Below are 16,161 nucleotides of genomic sequence, written 5' to 3'. Positions count from 1 at the left end.
ATCACTGCTTTTTTGTTGATGTCGTTTGTGTAAAGGGAAAGACGTTAAGCAACACAGGTCTCGCTTCTTAATGTGCAAGTTTGGCATATGTTAATAAAATGTATAACCTAAAGGTCTGACCACTGATAAGGTAGCCACCATGCCAAACCTCGATCGTATTACTTGTTCTATCGATAAAAACCAAATTGCGACGGTTGTGTTGAATCGACCCGATAAGCTCAATGCTATTGATATGGCAATGTTTCAAGGCGTGAATAACATGGTGACTCAGCTGAAAAAGAACACCGAGATTCGTGCCGTAATAGTAAAAGGTGAGGGTTCTGATTTTTGTTCAGGGCTTGATGTTAAGTCCCTATTAACCAGTAAATCTGGGGCGATGAAGCTCTTGTTTAAATGGCTACCGACATTGCCTAACGCTGCACAACGCTTTTCATTGGGTTGGCGAGATATTCCATGCCCTGTCATTTTTGCGATTCATGGTCGTTGTTGGGGAGGCGGCCTGCAATTGGTCAGTGGGGGTGATTTTAGAATTGCTAGCCCGGATGCGAACTTCTCTATATTGGAAGCAAAGTGGGGTCTGATTCCAGACATGGGAGGCGCTATCGCTTTTAGAGAGCTGATGCGTAAAGATCACACCCTTGAAATGGCGATGACGGCCAAAGTGGTCGACTGTGAAACCGCTAAAGAATATGGGTTGGTGACCAAGATTGCCGAAGATCCTTACGCTGAAGCCTATGCGTTGGCACTTGAGTGTGCGAATCGGTCGCCAGATGTCGTCGCTGCTAATAAGAAACTCTACAACAAGATTTGGTGGTCAAGTCCCGGAATGGCTGTGTTCTACGAAACTTGGTATCAGATCAAAGTAGGGTTAGGTAAGAACCGAGCGATAGCAGCACAGCGTGAAATTCATCCTGACAAGCCACGCTCTTACTTAGCAAGAAAGTTCAAATAATGTTTGTACAGGAATAATCGATATTCCCTTTGTTTATGGGGCTTTGCGGTAACCTTAGAGCAATTTAATGTCTAAGGCTAAATGAGCGCTCTGATGAACAAAACTTTTACTTACTCTCTAGCTGCCACTGCAATTTTTACGAGCTTAAATGCATTCGCAAGTGGCCTGTTTTTGCAAGAAGCTGTCGTTGCCAACGCTGGTACTACTGGTGCTGGCGACGGTGTTTACACTCGATCTGCAGCGGCGATGTGGACAAACCCTGCCACTATGTCTCACATGGGCGAAAGCAAAACGACCATCAACACCATGGCATTCGATCTTGAAATGAAGTATCAAGATAACGGTGGTAATCCAGATGGTAAAGCTCATTCCGTAATGCCGTCATTTGGTGCCTTCCACGCTCATCAAGTCACAGACAAATTACACCTTGGTATCGCGCTTGGCGCTGTTGGCGGCTCTAGCCTTGATTACGGCAGTGATTGGGCGGGTGCTGCACTTCTAGAAGATATCACTCTTACTGCAATGCAAGTGAACCCATCACTGAGTTATAAGCTGAATGACCAATGGTCAGTAGGCGCGGGTGTGCAATTCAGTTGGGCTGCATTCCAACAAACAACGTCAATGCTTACTGCGAAGCAAGATACTGACTGGGCATACGGCTATAACCTTGGCGTAATGTACACACCGACAGATAAACTTAAGCTGGGCGCAAGTTACCGTTCTAAGCTAGAGCATGAGTTTAACAATGATGTAAATGGCGTTATTAACCAAGGCGTATTGAATTCATTATCAACTGATATTGCTTTACCTGAAATCATCGATGTCAGTGCGAGCTATGCTTTGAACTCTCAACTTGACCTGCTTGCTAGTATTCAGTTCCACCGTTGGAGTGAATGGGATACAACCGTTCTTGATTTTGGAATAGCAGGAAGTCCAATTAATGGTGTTCCGATTGAGCGTGACTGGGATGACGTTTGGAAATTTGCGGTAGGTGCGGATTATCAATTGAATTCAGACTGGCGTTTGAAAGCTGGCTTCTCTTACGAAACTTCTCCGCAAGACGATCCGTCAATGCAATGGGTTGACCTTCCTGTGGGTGAACAGTACCGCTACTCAGTTGGCGCATCTACCTACTGGGACGACATCTTAATTGATGTGTTCTATGAATACGCTGATTTGGGTTCAGTTGAGATGGATCGATATGGTCGATTTGGTCAAGTTAATCTGTTGAATGGTTCGTTCGATGGCCGTATCCACTTTGTTGGTGTTAGCGCGACCTTCTAATGACATTACGTAATCTACTAATCATTACTTTAGTGTCTTTATTTTCAACGGGTGCTTTTGCTGAAGAGAAGCACCCTGATGATCCGACTAAAATCGTAACCAAAGCTGGCGTTGCTTATAACGAAGATCTGCAGTTCTCTGGGTCTATTGGGCTTGATGAAGCGCGAATGATCAACGCTCGTGTTAATGCTGACGGTGAAGAGTGGCGAGTAGGCGGTTCATGGTTGTTGCCTATGGGGATCGTCAATTTCAACTTTAGCCGCTCTGAATACGACAACGATGCTTATAAGAACAACTACAGTATTGGTACGTTTATACCACTGAGTTATTTCGACATTGAGCCGTTCGGTTGGCAAATCTTCCCTATGGCTGGCTACAGTTATAATGATGGCGAAGTGGCGGTTTTCGATGATGATAACGTTGGCTCTGATTATGTATTGATGCCGAGTTCAACACATGGTGGCTACATTGGTGCCTTTGGTTTAAAAACGATTACGGATGAGTGGTCGATTATGGGCTTCGGTGGCGGTTCAATGGGGTCTGATGATTATTCAGGGTATTGGGCAGGCGTCGGTGCTAGCTACAAGTTGAGTGACGCTCAATCATTCAACTTCTTCACTATTTTTGCTGAGGACGATTTCGGTGAAAATAACAGTGTTGGCGCGTCTTACACCTATGAGTTCAAATAACTGTTAGCAGGCAGAAATTCGCAGGTGGACACCTCTCGTAAGAACCATTGACTTAGTCCAGATTAAATTGAACAAAGTCGCTTATTAAAACTTAGCGACTTTCTTTTGTTACCATTTCTCCAATCTTTTTTATCTCTTTTTGATGCTTTCTATATCTTTCTCACATGAGAGTGCCGCTCTCTTAATCTAGATTAAGTTTTCGCTGCCTTATTCTCTGTAGTATCCGCCTGAATCAGTGCCCATGCTTAATGGGTAACTTGCGTAACACGATTTTGAGAGGAAGACACTTGAGCACTTTGTTTACAGAAACCCACATTGGCAAGATGACACTAAAGAATCGCTTCATGAGAAGTGCAACGTGGGAAAATATGGCCACCGAAGATGGGCATATGACAGATAAACTGTACGCTATCTATGAAGAGTTGGCTCAAGGTGAAGTCGGCCTGATCGTGACGGGCTACGCGAACATTGTTGAAGAAGAAAAGCCGAATGCAGGCATGATGGGTATGTATAACGACTCATTCATTGAAGAGTATCAAAAGCTGACTCAACTGGTGCACGACAACGACTCTAAAATCGTGATGCAGTTGGCTTATGGTGGCACCAAAACCACGCATGACCTTGGCGAGCGAGTAATCTACGCACCAAGTGAGGTTCCAGAAAAAGGAACTCAAACTCTAGGCAAAGCGATGACCAAAGACGAGATCGACTACATTGTTGATGCGTTTGCTCAAGCGTCTTTGAGAGCACAGAAGTCAGGCTTTGATGGCGTTGAAATTCATGCCGCTCACACTTACCTGATTAACCAATTTCTAAGCCCTTATTACAACCAACGTGAAGATGAATACGGCGGTAGCTTAGAAAACCGCATGAGATTTTTGTTAGAGATCTATACCGCGACACGTAAGCTGGTGGGTGATGATTTCCCTATCTTGGTTAAGCTCACGGCATCCGAGTTTTTTGAAGGTGGCGTCACCTTTGAGGAAACACGTATTGTCTGTAAAAAGCTTGAACAAGTGGGTGTGGATGGCATTGTCGTGTCAGGCAATATTCATGGCAAAGCAGACACTATGATTGGCGAGTCGCACGATGGTTTTACCATTCAAGCTGAAGGCTACTTCCATGAGTATGGTCACGCGATTAGCCAAGACGTTAATATCCCAGTGATCACGGTTGGTGGTCTAACGGATTTTGATGCTATCGAAGCGATTGCAAACAACACGGGCATTGAGTACTTCGCGCTTTCAAGACCGCTGCTTTCTGAACCCCATTTAGTGAAGCGTTGGAAGGAAGGGGATAGAAGCCCTGTTGAATGCGAACGATGCTCTAAGTGTCGTACTAAGCGCGGTAACTTGTGCGTGGTGAATAAAGACAGAAAAGTACAGCTTGCACGCATGTAGTCGCTGAGCCCAGCTCCAAGCGAGCTCCGAAGTTTATAGCTGAGTCTAAGTTTGAGCCTGTGTAATCGCACAGGCTTTTGTTCATTCCGTATTCCACGAAACGAAATTTGAAACCTTATTAATCACATCTTCCTGTCAAATTGGCGCGACTAAACAGTTACACTACGCCTGTAAATTATCCAACCAAGTTATCGATAAAAACTGAGCAAACTTTGAAACTACTTCCTCTTCTTAAGCAACCTCGAATCCACTGACGTCTCTTTAGTTTTAGCGATATTGCTATGATTTAAGCGTGATACTCACTATTCATCCCAGTGAACCCTGTGTTTATAGGGCGTTAGTTTGTGCACCTTGGATTTGCATCGTCGAACATTTTGATAGTTAACGAATAAAACTTAATAGATCATTCAGAGGTAAAAATGCAAAAGAAGCATTGGTCCAAATTCGAGTTGCTGCATGAAGTCGTAACCAACCCCAATATTCACGTAAAAGGTCAACACAGTTATTACAGCGATTGCTGGGATAATGGGTTCGAGCAATCTGTCGTCCGTTATTTACATGGCGACGAAGTCAGCCGCCAGTGGGAGCCTCGATGGGAAATCGACGAACTCCATATCGGCGATTATGTCTGCATTGGCGCAGAGGTTGTGATTTTAATGGGTGGCAACCATACCCACAGAGTTGATTGGTTTTCGCTGTATCCATTTATGGATGTAATCGACGATGCCTACATTGGCAAAGGTGACACTCACATTGAAGATGGTGTGTGGTTAGGCATGAGAGCGATGGTGATGCCCGGTGTGACGATTGGCGAAGGCGCTGTGGTTGCAGCGAATAGTGTGGTGACTAAAGACGTCGCTCCATACAGCATTGTCGGTGGTTCTCCAGCTAAAGTCGTCAAATACCGCTTTGATGAGTCCGTTATTGACGAACTCATGTCATTCAAAATATACGAGTGGCCCTCAGATAAATTTGAAGCGCTGAAACCGTATTTATGTAACTCAGACTTTTCAAAGTTAAAGCAGGCGATAACGGATTACGACAATTGTTTGTAAGGAGCACTTGTAAGGAGCACTTGTAACGAGCGTTTGTAAGGAGCGTTTTTAAGGTACGGGTATAGCCACAGATTTGTGTAGAAAGATCTGTGTCATATTTATATTGAAAAACACGTTAAATCAGTCCGTTACCTTGCAATACTCAACATGGTGTACCAATCTTATTTCATAAGCATGGATAAGGATTGTGTATGCCCGCAAGTTCAATGAAAAACAAAGGGGTGGTGGGGAAAGTCTTACTGCCTTCTTTACTCATAAATCTTCTCTCTCTCGCCGTTCCGTTAACGGTTTTGCAAATTTACGATCGTATTTTACCTAACCAAAGTTACGGTACTGCCACTTTGTTGTTGGCGGGTGCAGCGTTGGCTGTTGCCATGGAAGCATTGATCCGGTTTGTGCGTACTTGGCTTTTGTCAGCCGCGGCCAGCAATACCGAGAAAGCGACCTATCAAACTTTGGTTGAAAGAGTAACAACGGCTTCATCAGGCCATCTCCGCCACATTGGTGTTGGCGGCGTGGAAGAGGGGCTTGGTTCTGTATCCAAAGTCAAAGATTGGTATTCCGGTGGTGTGATTGCAGGCTTTATTGATTTGCCTTTTGCCTTGATCTTCTTGGGCTTGGTGGCTTACATCGGCGGTGAGCTAGTGGCGATACCTTTGGCAGTTTGGCTGATTACTCTCGGAATCGTTTGGTTATCTTCTATTCGCGTTAAAAGCTTAAGTGAAGAAGCTTCCCAAGATGAGCAGGAGCGAAAAGCGTTCTTGATTTTACTGAGCCAAACCATTCAAGGAATCAAACGTCAGGCTGTTGAGTCTCGAATCTTCAATCAGTTTAAATCCCTCAATAACGTTCGCTCTCAGTCTAAAGCGAGAGAAGAAGAACAGAACGCCTTTGCCCAAGAATGTATTCAGCTTGCCGCATTAGCCACGTCAGTTTTACTCGTAATTACGGGGAGCTTGTGGGTGTTGGATGGTCAGTTAACTACTGGTGGCTTGGCGGCATGTTCTATCTTATCGGGCAGAGCGGTTGCGCCTTTGAGTGCTCTGGTTGGGGTTAGAATCAAGCTTAATTCAATACACAGTGCCAATCAGGCAATAGAAAAATTGAGTGACTTATCATTATCGGAATCTTCAGATTCTGAGCAAGTTGAGAACCACTTATCTGACTTTGAGACGTTGGAAATCAAGCAAGCGACCGTTGAAAGATATGGTGAACTCTCTCATGTAGATGTCACACTGAATAAAGGTGAGTTGGTTTTGTTAGAGAGTGAGGATCGCCACACCAACAGTCATTTATTGTCGTCGATTGCAGGTATTGATGATCTAAAAGCGGGTGAGTGCTTCATTAACGGAGCTGCAGTTTCAATCGCATCCGTAACCAATATTGCTGCCTACTGTGGCGTTAAAGGGCAGTTGGTGTCGGGTACTATTCTCGACAACTTGTGCGGGTTTGACCCTGAGAAAACGCAAAGCGCCAGTGACTATGCAAAGCGTTTGGGTTTAACCAAAGAGATTACTCGATTACCCGATGGACTAGAGACACAAATTGGCCATACGAGTGCTTCTTTGTTGAGTATGGGTAACGTGAAAATGCTCAATATCGCGGCTCAATTGGCAAGTGATAAACCCATAATCATGTTGGAAAGGCCGGATTCTTCACTTGATTTAGACGCCCTTGGGAATCTAGCTAAGGTGTTGGAAGAAGAAGTAACGGCAGGACGCACGATACTGATGGTGAGCTACCATTCGAAGCTTCGCGAATTTGCTAATCGAATCATTACAGTGGAAAGTCGAGCTATTACGGTCGACAGCGAGAGCAATCAGGAGGCCGTCGTATGAATCGTTTAGATATTGGTAACCCTTCAGGTACGAACAACCGTGCAGATACCAGCGGTCGACAAGAGGTGATGAATCATTTAGAAACCGAGAGCCTTTCCGTTCTTAAGCAGTTGGAAGTTAATGCTAATATCCAGTTGTTCGCACATCAATGGGTCGATGAAAATGGCATTGAATCAATCGACGATATGTTTGCCTTGTTCGACAGGCTTGCACTGCCTTATCGCTTGGTTGCCAACCTAGATGAAGTTGGTGAACATAAATTGGTCTTACTGGTGCTTGGTGAAAATGAGCTGGTCTCTGGTCATTTAGAATCCAAACAATTTGTTGCCTTTAATGCCAATGACGACATCACCGATGTCCCTCAGTTTTGTATTGTTATCGAAGGGCCACCATTAGAGAAGGCCTCTCCTGATTGGGTTGGTGAAAGGTTACATGCGTTTCGCCCCATCATTCCTAAATTGTTATTGGTCAGCTTTATCACTAACTTATTTGCGCTTGCTGTTCCCTTCATCACGATGTCGATTTATGACCATGTGATTGGTGGTGATGCAGGGCATGAGTTGCAAGGTATCGCCATTGGCGCGGCGTTGTTGTTTGTGATGATGGGTTGGTTGAGAACATTACGTAGCCGAGTGTTTGCTTCAGTTTCCAACCGAGTAAGTCGTGAGATTTCTCAATCCCTCGTGCAGCGTCTGCTTCGTAATAGCTATGCTCAAAATCAGCAAACAGCTTCTTCTAGTCAGCAAAACCAAGTGATGTTGTCAGAGCGTATTTCAGGTGTGCTATCGGGGCCATTAGGAAATGCGTTATTTGACCTACCATTCATTCTAATTTTTGTACTAGCGATAGGAGTTTTAGGCGGATGGTTGGTACTGGTTCCAGTCGTCTCTTTAATCCTTTATTACTTGCTAGCAAAACGCTCGATACGCTCTAGCAGCAAGCGCTCGATGCAATCGACAGTCGCAGGTACGAATCGTCAAAACATGACTAATGAGCTGTCATCCAAGCTTGCCTTTATTCGCAGTGCTGGATTCTCAGAGCACTGGATTCAACGTTTCAAAAAAGCCAATCTTCTTGCTTCAACAGTGACCTTTAATCAATCGGTTCTCCAGAGTCGGTACACCTCGATTTACTATTTCATTGGTGTGGGCTCGACACTCGCCGTGATGGGGTTAGGCATAGGACTTATTTTTGAACAAGTGATGACGCCCGGTGGTTTGATTGCTTCAATGATGTTGATATCTAAGGTGACGGGTCCTGCTCAGGTGTTGGCAAACAGCGCGATGCGTTTTAATAGCTTTAATCAATCCAAGCTGCAAGTGAACCGTATTTTGTCTCAGCCGTCTGAGCGTGAATTCAGTTACCAGCATCACCCGTTACCCGTGGTAGCGCCTAACTTGAAATTAGACCAAGTGACGCTGCGCTATCCCAAACAGAGTCGCCCCGCTTTGAATGGTGTGAGTTTTGATATTGAAGCCGGTGAAGTTGTCGCGATTACCGGCCCTTCTGGGAGCGGTAAATCAACATTAATTGAAGTGCTGTCTGGCTTGCAGCCTATCCAAAATGGCATGGTCGAGCTTGAAGGCGTTAACCTCGTTCAATACGACCCGCAGCTTTATCGCCACTGGTGTTTCATTCGAGCCGCATATCCTGATTTGCTTACGCTGAGTATTCGAGAGTGGCTAAACGACGGTCACAAAGTCGAAGATCAGAAAATGATCTCTGCAATTGAAATGGTCGGCGGAAAGCGTTGGTTCGAGACATTATCAGGTGGGCTCGATACTTCCATCAGCAGTATTCAGCCGGACAGCCTTTTTGACATGTTGTCTGGCAGCGTCGCGCAGATCCTAATTGATGCAAAAGCGCTGGTTTATGACTACCCAATGTTCTTAATGGATAATCCTGTGCCTGATGCTCACCCAAATGCTAAACGTATATTTGGTGAGTTTGTGCAGTTGAAAAAAGGAAAAGCAACGGTGATTTACACGTCCCACGATCCGGATTTAATCAAGCTTGCCGATAAAGTGGTGGTATTAAATGAAGGTGCAGTGGTTTATGCCGGTCCATTAGAGCCGGAGCAGTCTTCGAAGCAGGAACAGCCTTCAGAGCCTCAAGCTTCTCAAGAACCGCAGTTATCTGAGCAACCGTTATCTCAAGAGCTACAGCCGTCAACTCAAGAGGCGTCTGCTCAACAAAATGCAGCCCAACAAGAACAATCAGAGTCTAAGCAAGGAGTCGCTAATGACTAAACAATCTATCGAGAAGGGCAAGCGCTACGGTGAGCTTGTTGAATCACAAAATACGGCTCGTACATTGGCGCTGGCCACATGGTCGGTTGCCTTATGTGTTATTGCTTTTGCCACTTGGTCTGTAGTCACTCAAGTTGATGAAATCGCCAAAGCCAAAGGTGCTGTGATTCCGGAAGGCGAGAAGCAAGTATTACAAAGTGCGATTGGCGGTAAGTTAAAGCAAATTCTTGTTAAAGAAGGCCAGTTGGTAGAGAAAGGCCAGCCGCTTGTTGAGTTTGATGCCACTTTCCAGCGTACCGCCCTTGAAGAGCTAAAGTCCCAACAAGTGACGCTTCTAGCCAGTGTGGAACGTATGAATGCGTTGCTTGAGCAACGTGAGCCTAACCTTGCTGAGTTTGAGGTCGATTACCCAGAGATCGTCAGCCAGCAAAAAGCGCAGCTGAACGCGCAAAAAGCCCTCTACTTCCAAAAGCGTGTGGTGCTTGAGAAAGAGAGCGAGCAAATTGCAGAGCAGCTTCGTAGCGTAGAAAAGGCCTTGCCGAGTTATGAGAAAGAGTTAAATGCGACTAAGCAAGAGTTGAACATACTGGAGAAGGGTTATAAAGCGGGTAACATTTCACGTTTACGTGTGCTTGAAATGCGACAAAAATTGGCCAGTATCGAACAGAAAATCGAAGAAGCTCGTGGTAAGAAGTCGGTATTGATTAGACAAGCTGACAGTAATGACCAAAAAATCATACAGCTTCTGGCGGAAGCGAAAGCTAAAGTGAGCGATGATCGTTCTAAAGCCGTATCTGACTTATCAGCATTGAATGCTAGAGTTCGTTCAAGCCAAGCTAAATTGACGAACACTATGTTAGTGTCACCGCTACAAGGCTTGGTGCAAAGCATACCAAGCACGCAGGATGGTGGTGTTATTCAGCCGGGTGGCACGGTAGTTGAAATTGTGCCTGTCGGAGGGAACGCTGACTTCAAAGCACGTTTGTCCCCAAGAGATATTGGTTTTGTGAGTGTTGGGCAGCCCACTCGAGTCAAGATTGATGCGTTTGATTACAGCCGCTTTGGGGCTTTAAAAGGGGCGGTAGAGAGTATTTCACCGACCACAAGTCAAAGCGAACGTGGCGAGATCTATTATGAAGTTGTAGTGTCGGTTGATACGCCTTACTTCCGTGATAACCCTGAAAGCTTTTCCATACTGCCGGGTATGACGGGTGAAGTAGACATCACAACTGGCGAGAAGTCGGTGTTCCAATACTTATGGAAACCGATTTATACCAATGTTAGCGTGGCGTTTGGAGAGAGGTAAAGTCCTCCACTCTGGCTTGCATAAAAAAGGAGCACATGCCGTGCTCCTTTTTTTATCTAACCGAAGGGGTGATGTTCTAGTTATTTGGGTCTATGTCAGGCAGTCCGTCAACGTCATTATGATGGTGTAAAGAATCATCAATAGATGGGTTATCGGTATGGTGAGACAGCCCATCACTCATACCATCGTCAGTTTGCTCAGCCCCATAAGCACTCTCGGCATCACTGAAAATGATATCGATATCATGCGCTACTGGTACATTGTGTGACGGTGAATCTATAGACGGCGAGTCAGCATTAATACCCAGAGCGTCTAGGTAAGCATGGGCACCAGAACGCTGTTCGTGTTCGCCTATCGCTGTATGTTCTAGGTTTGCCGTCACCTCATCAAAATTAAGAGTAACTTCATCAGGGGTGCTGAAAGAGGCATCCGGTTCATCCGCTTGGCTCATGCCGGGTGCTGGAGGAGGTGGTGGAGCGATTGGCGATAAATCCATGCCAGTTAGTGTGGTTTGGTCAATGTGATGTCCGCTGTTTCCATGGACGGATTGCGAGTGCAAATGTAGGTGCACCGCGACTTGTGAGTTTTGATCGCCTCCTAGGGTTAAAACAAACGAGTCGGTTTCGTCTGTACCACTACCGTAAGAGCCTCCTGTATGTGTCTTAACGACGCCTGATGAAGTTTGTTGGTAATCGTAACTCAACTCTCCGGTTGCAGGATTGACATGCAAAGTACCAAATTGACCGTGTAATGCAGTGAGAGAGTTTCCGTGGTGATCTGATATTCCCCAGCCTGTCATTGGCGTAGGCGTTCCTTGGTGAATAATTGGAGGAATTCCGATTGAGGCATGCAGGTCCTGATTGCCTGCACTGCCGGTAATTTTTGCAGGGGCAACTAGGGTTGGCATTGGTGGAACATCGCTGTGTCCATCAATGCGCATTTCAACTTCTTGAGTTGTAATGCCCCCGTGTCCATCATCGACTAATAGAGAAAACTTATCGGTCAATTGTTCACCATTATTTAAAGCATTAACATGGCTATTGCTGTTATTAAGTGTGTAGACCCAAGTTTGTGTATTGCTATTATAGGTAACAGAACCATACTGTGGCTGATGTTGGCTATCAATACTGACAGAATGTTGATCGCTATGATCAACATCGCTGATAATAATTTGCCCAGAGGTCGCATTTGCAGCATCTTCATCAATGTTATGTGCACCTGCGATAACTTCAGAAACTGTTGGTTTATCATTAGTGCCATGCACATTGATGGTAATAATTTGTTTATCACCACCAGCGGTCGTTACTTCATATTGAACCTGCTCGACTTGCCCTGCCGCTAAGTGCTGAATATTGGCATTGGGAACCGAATAAGCCCAATCACCGGCTTTTCCAATGGTCAGATGACCGCCATAGGGATCACTGATCGCATGGGCATTACGAGTGTCGTAAAAATGATCTTCACCGGCATCAGGATCGATAACATTCAACACGCCAGTGACAAATATCGTATGTTGGGCATCACCTTGTACGTGGCGATCTTCTGTTATTTGACCGCTTTTATCTCCGGCGAAGATCGCAGCATCGCCAACTGCCGAGAGTGTTGTTGATGCACCGGTGTGGGTCACACCACCGTGGGCATCTTTGACGTCATAGCTAAAATGGACATCGCCGTTATAGTCTTTTTCTGGCGTAAAGGTAAAGGTGCCATCGCCATTAATTAATATCGAACCATGGTCGGCGTGTAGGTTCTCAATGGATAATTTGCCAATATCGTTATCATCGATATCAGTTGTGTTAGCAAGTAGCAGTGCTGGGGTGAGGACAATTTTGCTATCTTCTAAGCCATTCGCTAAACGCACTTCAGCCGAGGCAATTGGCGCATCATTGGTGCCATGAACGGTCACTGTGATATCTTTTTTAGCACTGCCATCAATAGATTCAACGGTAAAGGTTTGCTGGAAGCTTTCCCCTGCGCCTAAATGTTGGACTTTATCATTGTCAATATCGTATGACCAATGGCCCTTTGCGTTGATATTGAACCGACCACCTTCGGCGGTGGTGATGGTTTGTGCAATAAAACCGGCTTGGTCGTGATCCGGGTCAATCACGTGTAACGTGCCGCCACTGCTGAGCTGATTAGTGGTATTGCCAAAGGAAGTGTGATCTTCGTAAACATGATTATTGAAGCTGGAGTAGGGCGTCACTGCAATTTTTGCTTGGTTATCTTCACCGGTCACCTTCACCATAATGGTGAGCTTTTGACCATCATTGGTTTCGATTTCGTAGGGGAGCTCCATCGACTCGCCAGCATGTAGGCTACCAATGAGATCGTCCGCATGACGATTGGTAACAGCTTCTAATCTGAATTGATAAGTGCCATTAGGCCAAACATCAAGGTGACCAGGCTCAACCCCTTGGCCTAAATACTTCCCGCTAAAAACAAACTGAGTGTTATCACCACTATCAGGGTCAATTAGCTGAAGCTGGCCTCTATAGAATTTAAATTCACTATCCAGCGCTTGTGTTTCAGTGAGCTGAATGACATTAGAAACCAGTGTGGCTTTATCATCTGTCCCGGCAATCGTAAGCGTGGCGGTTTGTTGCGTACTTCCACCATGGCCATCTTCTACTTGATAGGTGATAGCGATTTGTTGCGACTGACCATTTGCCAAATGATTAAATGCGGGATCAGTGGCATCAACAATTAATGTATGACCATCAGTATCTAAGGTGATGCCTGCGGGGATTTTCCCTGCCTGAGGTTGACCATCGATGGCATATTCAAGGTGCCTGATGGTTAAAGCGTCGCCCTCTTTATCTGTGGCGCCTACTAGCAGATTGAGGGTGTGATGATTATCGGCCCCCTCACTGACACTGTCTGTTAAAGGCGTCACATCAGGGTTGTCGTTAACCGCAGCTAAGTTGGTGGTTGCGCCGGTGTGGGTCACACCACCGTGTGCATCCTTAACGTCATAGCTGAAGTGTACATCGCCGTTATAGTCTTTTTCTGGGGTAAACGTAAACGTACCATCGGCATTGTTTAGAATGGATCCATGGTCAGCATGCAGGTTTTCAATGGTTAGTTTACCGGCGTCATTGGCATCCACATCGACGGTATTCGCTAATAGTTGCGCGGTGGTTAAGGTTTGGCGTGTATCTTCACTGCCATTTGCAAGCACCACTTCAGATGAACAGTAAGGTCTGTCGTTACTGCCGTGAATGGTGATGACAATATCGTGTGTTGTACCATCTTTTGAATGGACTGTAATCGTATCGGTTAAGCTTTGCCCTTCACCAAGTTGGTCAATTGCAGTGCCACGCGTTGTGGGTCTAGCACCTATACCTGATAGATGCCCAGCATCGGCATGGTAATGCCAGGTGCCATCGGTGAGTAAGATTAGATCGCCATAGGTGCCGTGATAGTCGTAACCATTGCTGCCTTGGCGTTCAAATCCTGACTCGCCTACATCGGGGTCTGTGATGGTCAGCTTGCCATCAGCATAGAGTGTTGTATTGCCAAGTGTGGCGATGCCTGAGTGAGCATAGTCGGGTGACATGTCGACACCCGCGCTGTTTTCGGTTATTGAACCAGTATCAACGCCAGCGATTTGGGCTTTATCGCCAACAGCCGAGAGCGTCGTTGATGCGCCAGTGTGTGTCACACCACCGTGGGCATCTTTGACATCATAGCTAAAGTGCACCGCTCCGTTGTAGTCTTTTTCTGGGGTAAAAGTGAACGTGCCATCGGCATTTAACGCAATAGCACCATGGTCAGCCTGTAGGTTTTCAATGGATAGTTTGCCAATATCGTTGTCATCAACATCGCTAGTATTAGCCAGAAGCTGTGCTGAGGTGAGGACAATTTTGCTATCTTCCAAGCCATTCGCTAAACGTACTTCAGCTGACGCAACTGGCGCATCATTGGTGCCATGAACGGTCACTGTGATATCTTTTTTAGCACTGCCATCGATAGATTCAACGGTAAAGGTTTGCTGGAAGCTTTCCCCTGCGCCTAAATGTTGGACTTTATCATTGTCAATATCGTATGACCATTGGCCCTGTGCGTTGATATTGAACCGACCACCTTCGGCGGTGGTGATGGTTTGTGCGATAAAACCGGCTTGATCGTGATCGGGGTCAATTACGTGTAACGTGCCTCCACTGCTGAGCTGATTGGTGGTATTGCCGAAGGAGGTGTGATCTTCGTAAACATGATTATTGAGGCTGGAGTATGGCGTCACTTCAATTCTTGCTTGGTTATCTTCGCCAATCACTTTAACCATGATTGTCAGCTTCTGACCGTCACTGGTTTCAACTTCATAGGGGATCTGCATTGATTCGCCAGTTCGCAAACTAGCAATATGGTCATCTGCATAGCGTTTGTTGGCTCCTTGTAAACTAAATTGATAAGACCCGTCTGGAAAAACATCAAAATAACCTGGAGAAAAACCTTGACCCAAATATTTACCACTATGGAGAAATTGTGTGTTATCGCCACTATCTGGATCGATAAGCTGGAGATTTCCTCTGTACACATTATGTTGGCTATCTAACGCTTGCGTTTCGGTTAATTGAATAACATTAGATTCCAGTGTGGCTTTATCATCTGTCCCGGCAATCGTAAGCGTAGCGGTTTGTTGCGTACTTCCACCATGGCCATCTTCTACTTGATAAGTGATAGCGATTTGTTGCGACTGACCATTGGCCAAATGGTTAAATGCGGGATTGGTGGCATCAACAATTAATGTATGACCATCAGTATCTAAGGTAATGCCCGTTGGAAGTTGGCTCGACTGAGGTTGACCATCGATGGCATATTCAAGGTGGCTGATGGTTAAAGCGTCGCCCTCTTTATCTGTGGCACCTAATAGCAGATTGAGGGTGTGATGATTATCGGCCCCCTCACTGACACTGTCGGTTAAAGGCGTCACATCAGGGTTATCGTTAACTGCAGCCAAGTTGGTGGTTGCACTGGTGTGGGTCACACCACCGTGTGCATCCTTAACGTCATAGCTAAAATGCACATCGCCGTTATAGTCTTTTTCTGGGCTAAAGGTGAAGGTGCCATCGGCATTAATTAATATCGAACCATGGTCGGCGTGTAGGTTTTCAATGGTTAGTTTACCGGCGTCATTGGCATCCACATCGACTGTATTCGCTAATAGTTGCGCGGTGGTTAAGGTTTGGCGTGTATCTTCGCTGCCACTTTGTAGCACCACTTCAGATGAACAGTAAGGTCTGTCGTTACTGCCGTGAATGGTGATGACAATATCGTGTGTTGTACCATCTTTTGAATGGACTGTAATCGTATCGGTTAAGCTTTGTCCTTCACCAAGCTGGTCAATTGCAGTGCCACGCGTTGTGGGCCTAGCACCTATACCTGATA

The 16,161-nt window shown here is 45.7% G+C and carries 9 protein-coding genes; 8 read left to right on the top strand and 1 reads right to left on the bottom strand.

Annotation, left to right across the window (positions count from 1 at the left end):
* Positions 1-139: 139 nt before the first annotated feature.
* The 8 genes from AB4493_RS01145 (at position 140) to AB4493_RS01110 (ending at position 10,773) form a co-directional block, all read left to right on the top strand.
* A complete protein-coding gene (locus AB4493_RS01145; protein WP_372154389.1) occupies positions 140-952 on the top strand; it encodes a crotonase/enoyl-CoA hydratase family protein in 813 nt (270 codons plus the stop codon).
* A gap of 93 nt (positions 953-1,045) precedes the next feature.
* On the top strand, positions 1,046-2,236 hold the full coding sequence (locus AB4493_RS01140; protein WP_017064441.1) for an OmpP1/FadL family transporter: 1,191 nt from the start codon (positions 1,046-1,048) through the stop codon (positions 2,234-2,236).
* The gene (locus tag AB4493_RS01135) at positions 2,236-2,925 is read left to right on the top strand and encodes a hypothetical protein (RefSeq protein WP_017061732.1); all 690 of its coding nucleotides are present in this window, start codon (positions 2,236-2,238) and stop codon (positions 2,923-2,925) included. Before AB4493_RS01140 ends, AB4493_RS01135 begins: the two co-directional genes overlap by 1 nt.
* A 287-nt stretch (positions 2,926-3,212) precedes the next feature.
* Positions 3,213-4,325, top strand: a complete 1,113-nt coding sequence (locus AB4493_RS01130; protein ID WP_372154388.1) for a tRNA-dihydrouridine synthase — start codon at positions 3,213-3,215, stop codon at positions 4,323-4,325.
* 419 nt (positions 4,326-4,744) lie between these two features.
* Complete coding sequence (locus AB4493_RS01125; RefSeq protein ID WP_017061734.1) at positions 4,745-5,380, top strand: CatB-related O-acetyltransferase; 636 nt, start codon at positions 4,745-4,747, stop codon at positions 5,378-5,380.
* A gap of 191 nt (positions 5,381-5,571) precedes the next feature.
* Positions 5,572-7,218 carry an ABC transporter transmembrane domain-containing protein gene (locus AB4493_RS01120; protein ID WP_372154387.1) on the top strand — a complete coding sequence of 549 codons (1,647 nt, stop codon included), beginning with the start codon at positions 5,572-5,574 and terminating at the stop codon, positions 7,216-7,218.
* The gene (locus AB4493_RS01115; protein ID WP_372154386.1) at positions 7,215-9,467 is read left to right on the top strand and encodes an ABC transporter transmembrane domain-containing protein; all 2,253 of its coding nucleotides are present in this window, start codon (positions 7,215-7,217) and stop codon (positions 9,465-9,467) included. The genes AB4493_RS01120 and AB4493_RS01115 overlap by 4 nt, the downstream gene beginning before the upstream one ends.
* On the top strand, positions 9,460-10,773 hold the full coding sequence (locus tag AB4493_RS01110) for an HlyD family type I secretion periplasmic adaptor subunit (RefSeq protein WP_017061737.1): 1,314 nt from the start codon (positions 9,460-9,462) through the stop codon (positions 10,771-10,773). Before AB4493_RS01115 ends, AB4493_RS01110 begins: the two co-directional genes overlap by 8 nt.
* 76 nt (positions 10,774-10,849) lie before the next feature.
* On the opposite strand, the gene AB4493_RS01105 is transcribed toward AB4493_RS01110, so the two are convergent.
* Positions 10,850-16,161 (bottom strand): VCBS domain-containing protein (locus tag AB4493_RS01105; RefSeq protein ID WP_372154385.1); only part of this gene is annotated, 5,312 nt, incomplete at its 5' end.

Source organism: Vibrio sp. 10N.222.55.A1 (genome assembly GCF_041473835.1).
Taxonomy (GTDB): Bacteria; Pseudomonadota; Gammaproteobacteria; order Enterobacterales; family Vibrionaceae; genus Vibrio; species Vibrio crassostreae_C.
This window is presented reverse-complemented; position numbering and strand designations above follow the sequence as displayed.

Coding starts and splice junctions, on each gene's coding strand:
- AB4493_RS01145 (WP_372154389.1), top strand. CDS start 140: ATGCCAAACCTCGATCGTATTACTTGTTCTATCGATAAAAACCAAATT.
- AB4493_RS01140 (WP_017064441.1), top strand. CDS start 1,046: ATGAACAAAACTTTTACTTACTCTCTAGCTGCCACTGCAATTTTTACG.
- AB4493_RS01135 (WP_017061732.1), top strand. CDS start 2,236: ATGACATTACGTAATCTACTAATCATTACTTTAGTGTCTTTATTTTCA.
- AB4493_RS01125 (WP_017061734.1), top strand. CDS start 4,745: ATGCAAAAGAAGCATTGGTCCAAATTCGAGTTGCTGCATGAAGTCGTA.
- AB4493_RS01120 (WP_372154387.1), top strand. CDS start 5,572: ATGCCCGCAAGTTCAATGAAAAACAAAGGGGTGGTGGGGAAAGTCTTA.
- AB4493_RS01115 (WP_372154386.1), top strand. CDS start 7,215: ATGAATCGTTTAGATATTGGTAACCCTTCAGGTACGAACAACCGTGCA.
- AB4493_RS01110 (WP_017061737.1), top strand. CDS start 9,460: ATGACTAAACAATCTATCGAGAAGGGCAAGCGCTACGGTGAGCTTGTT.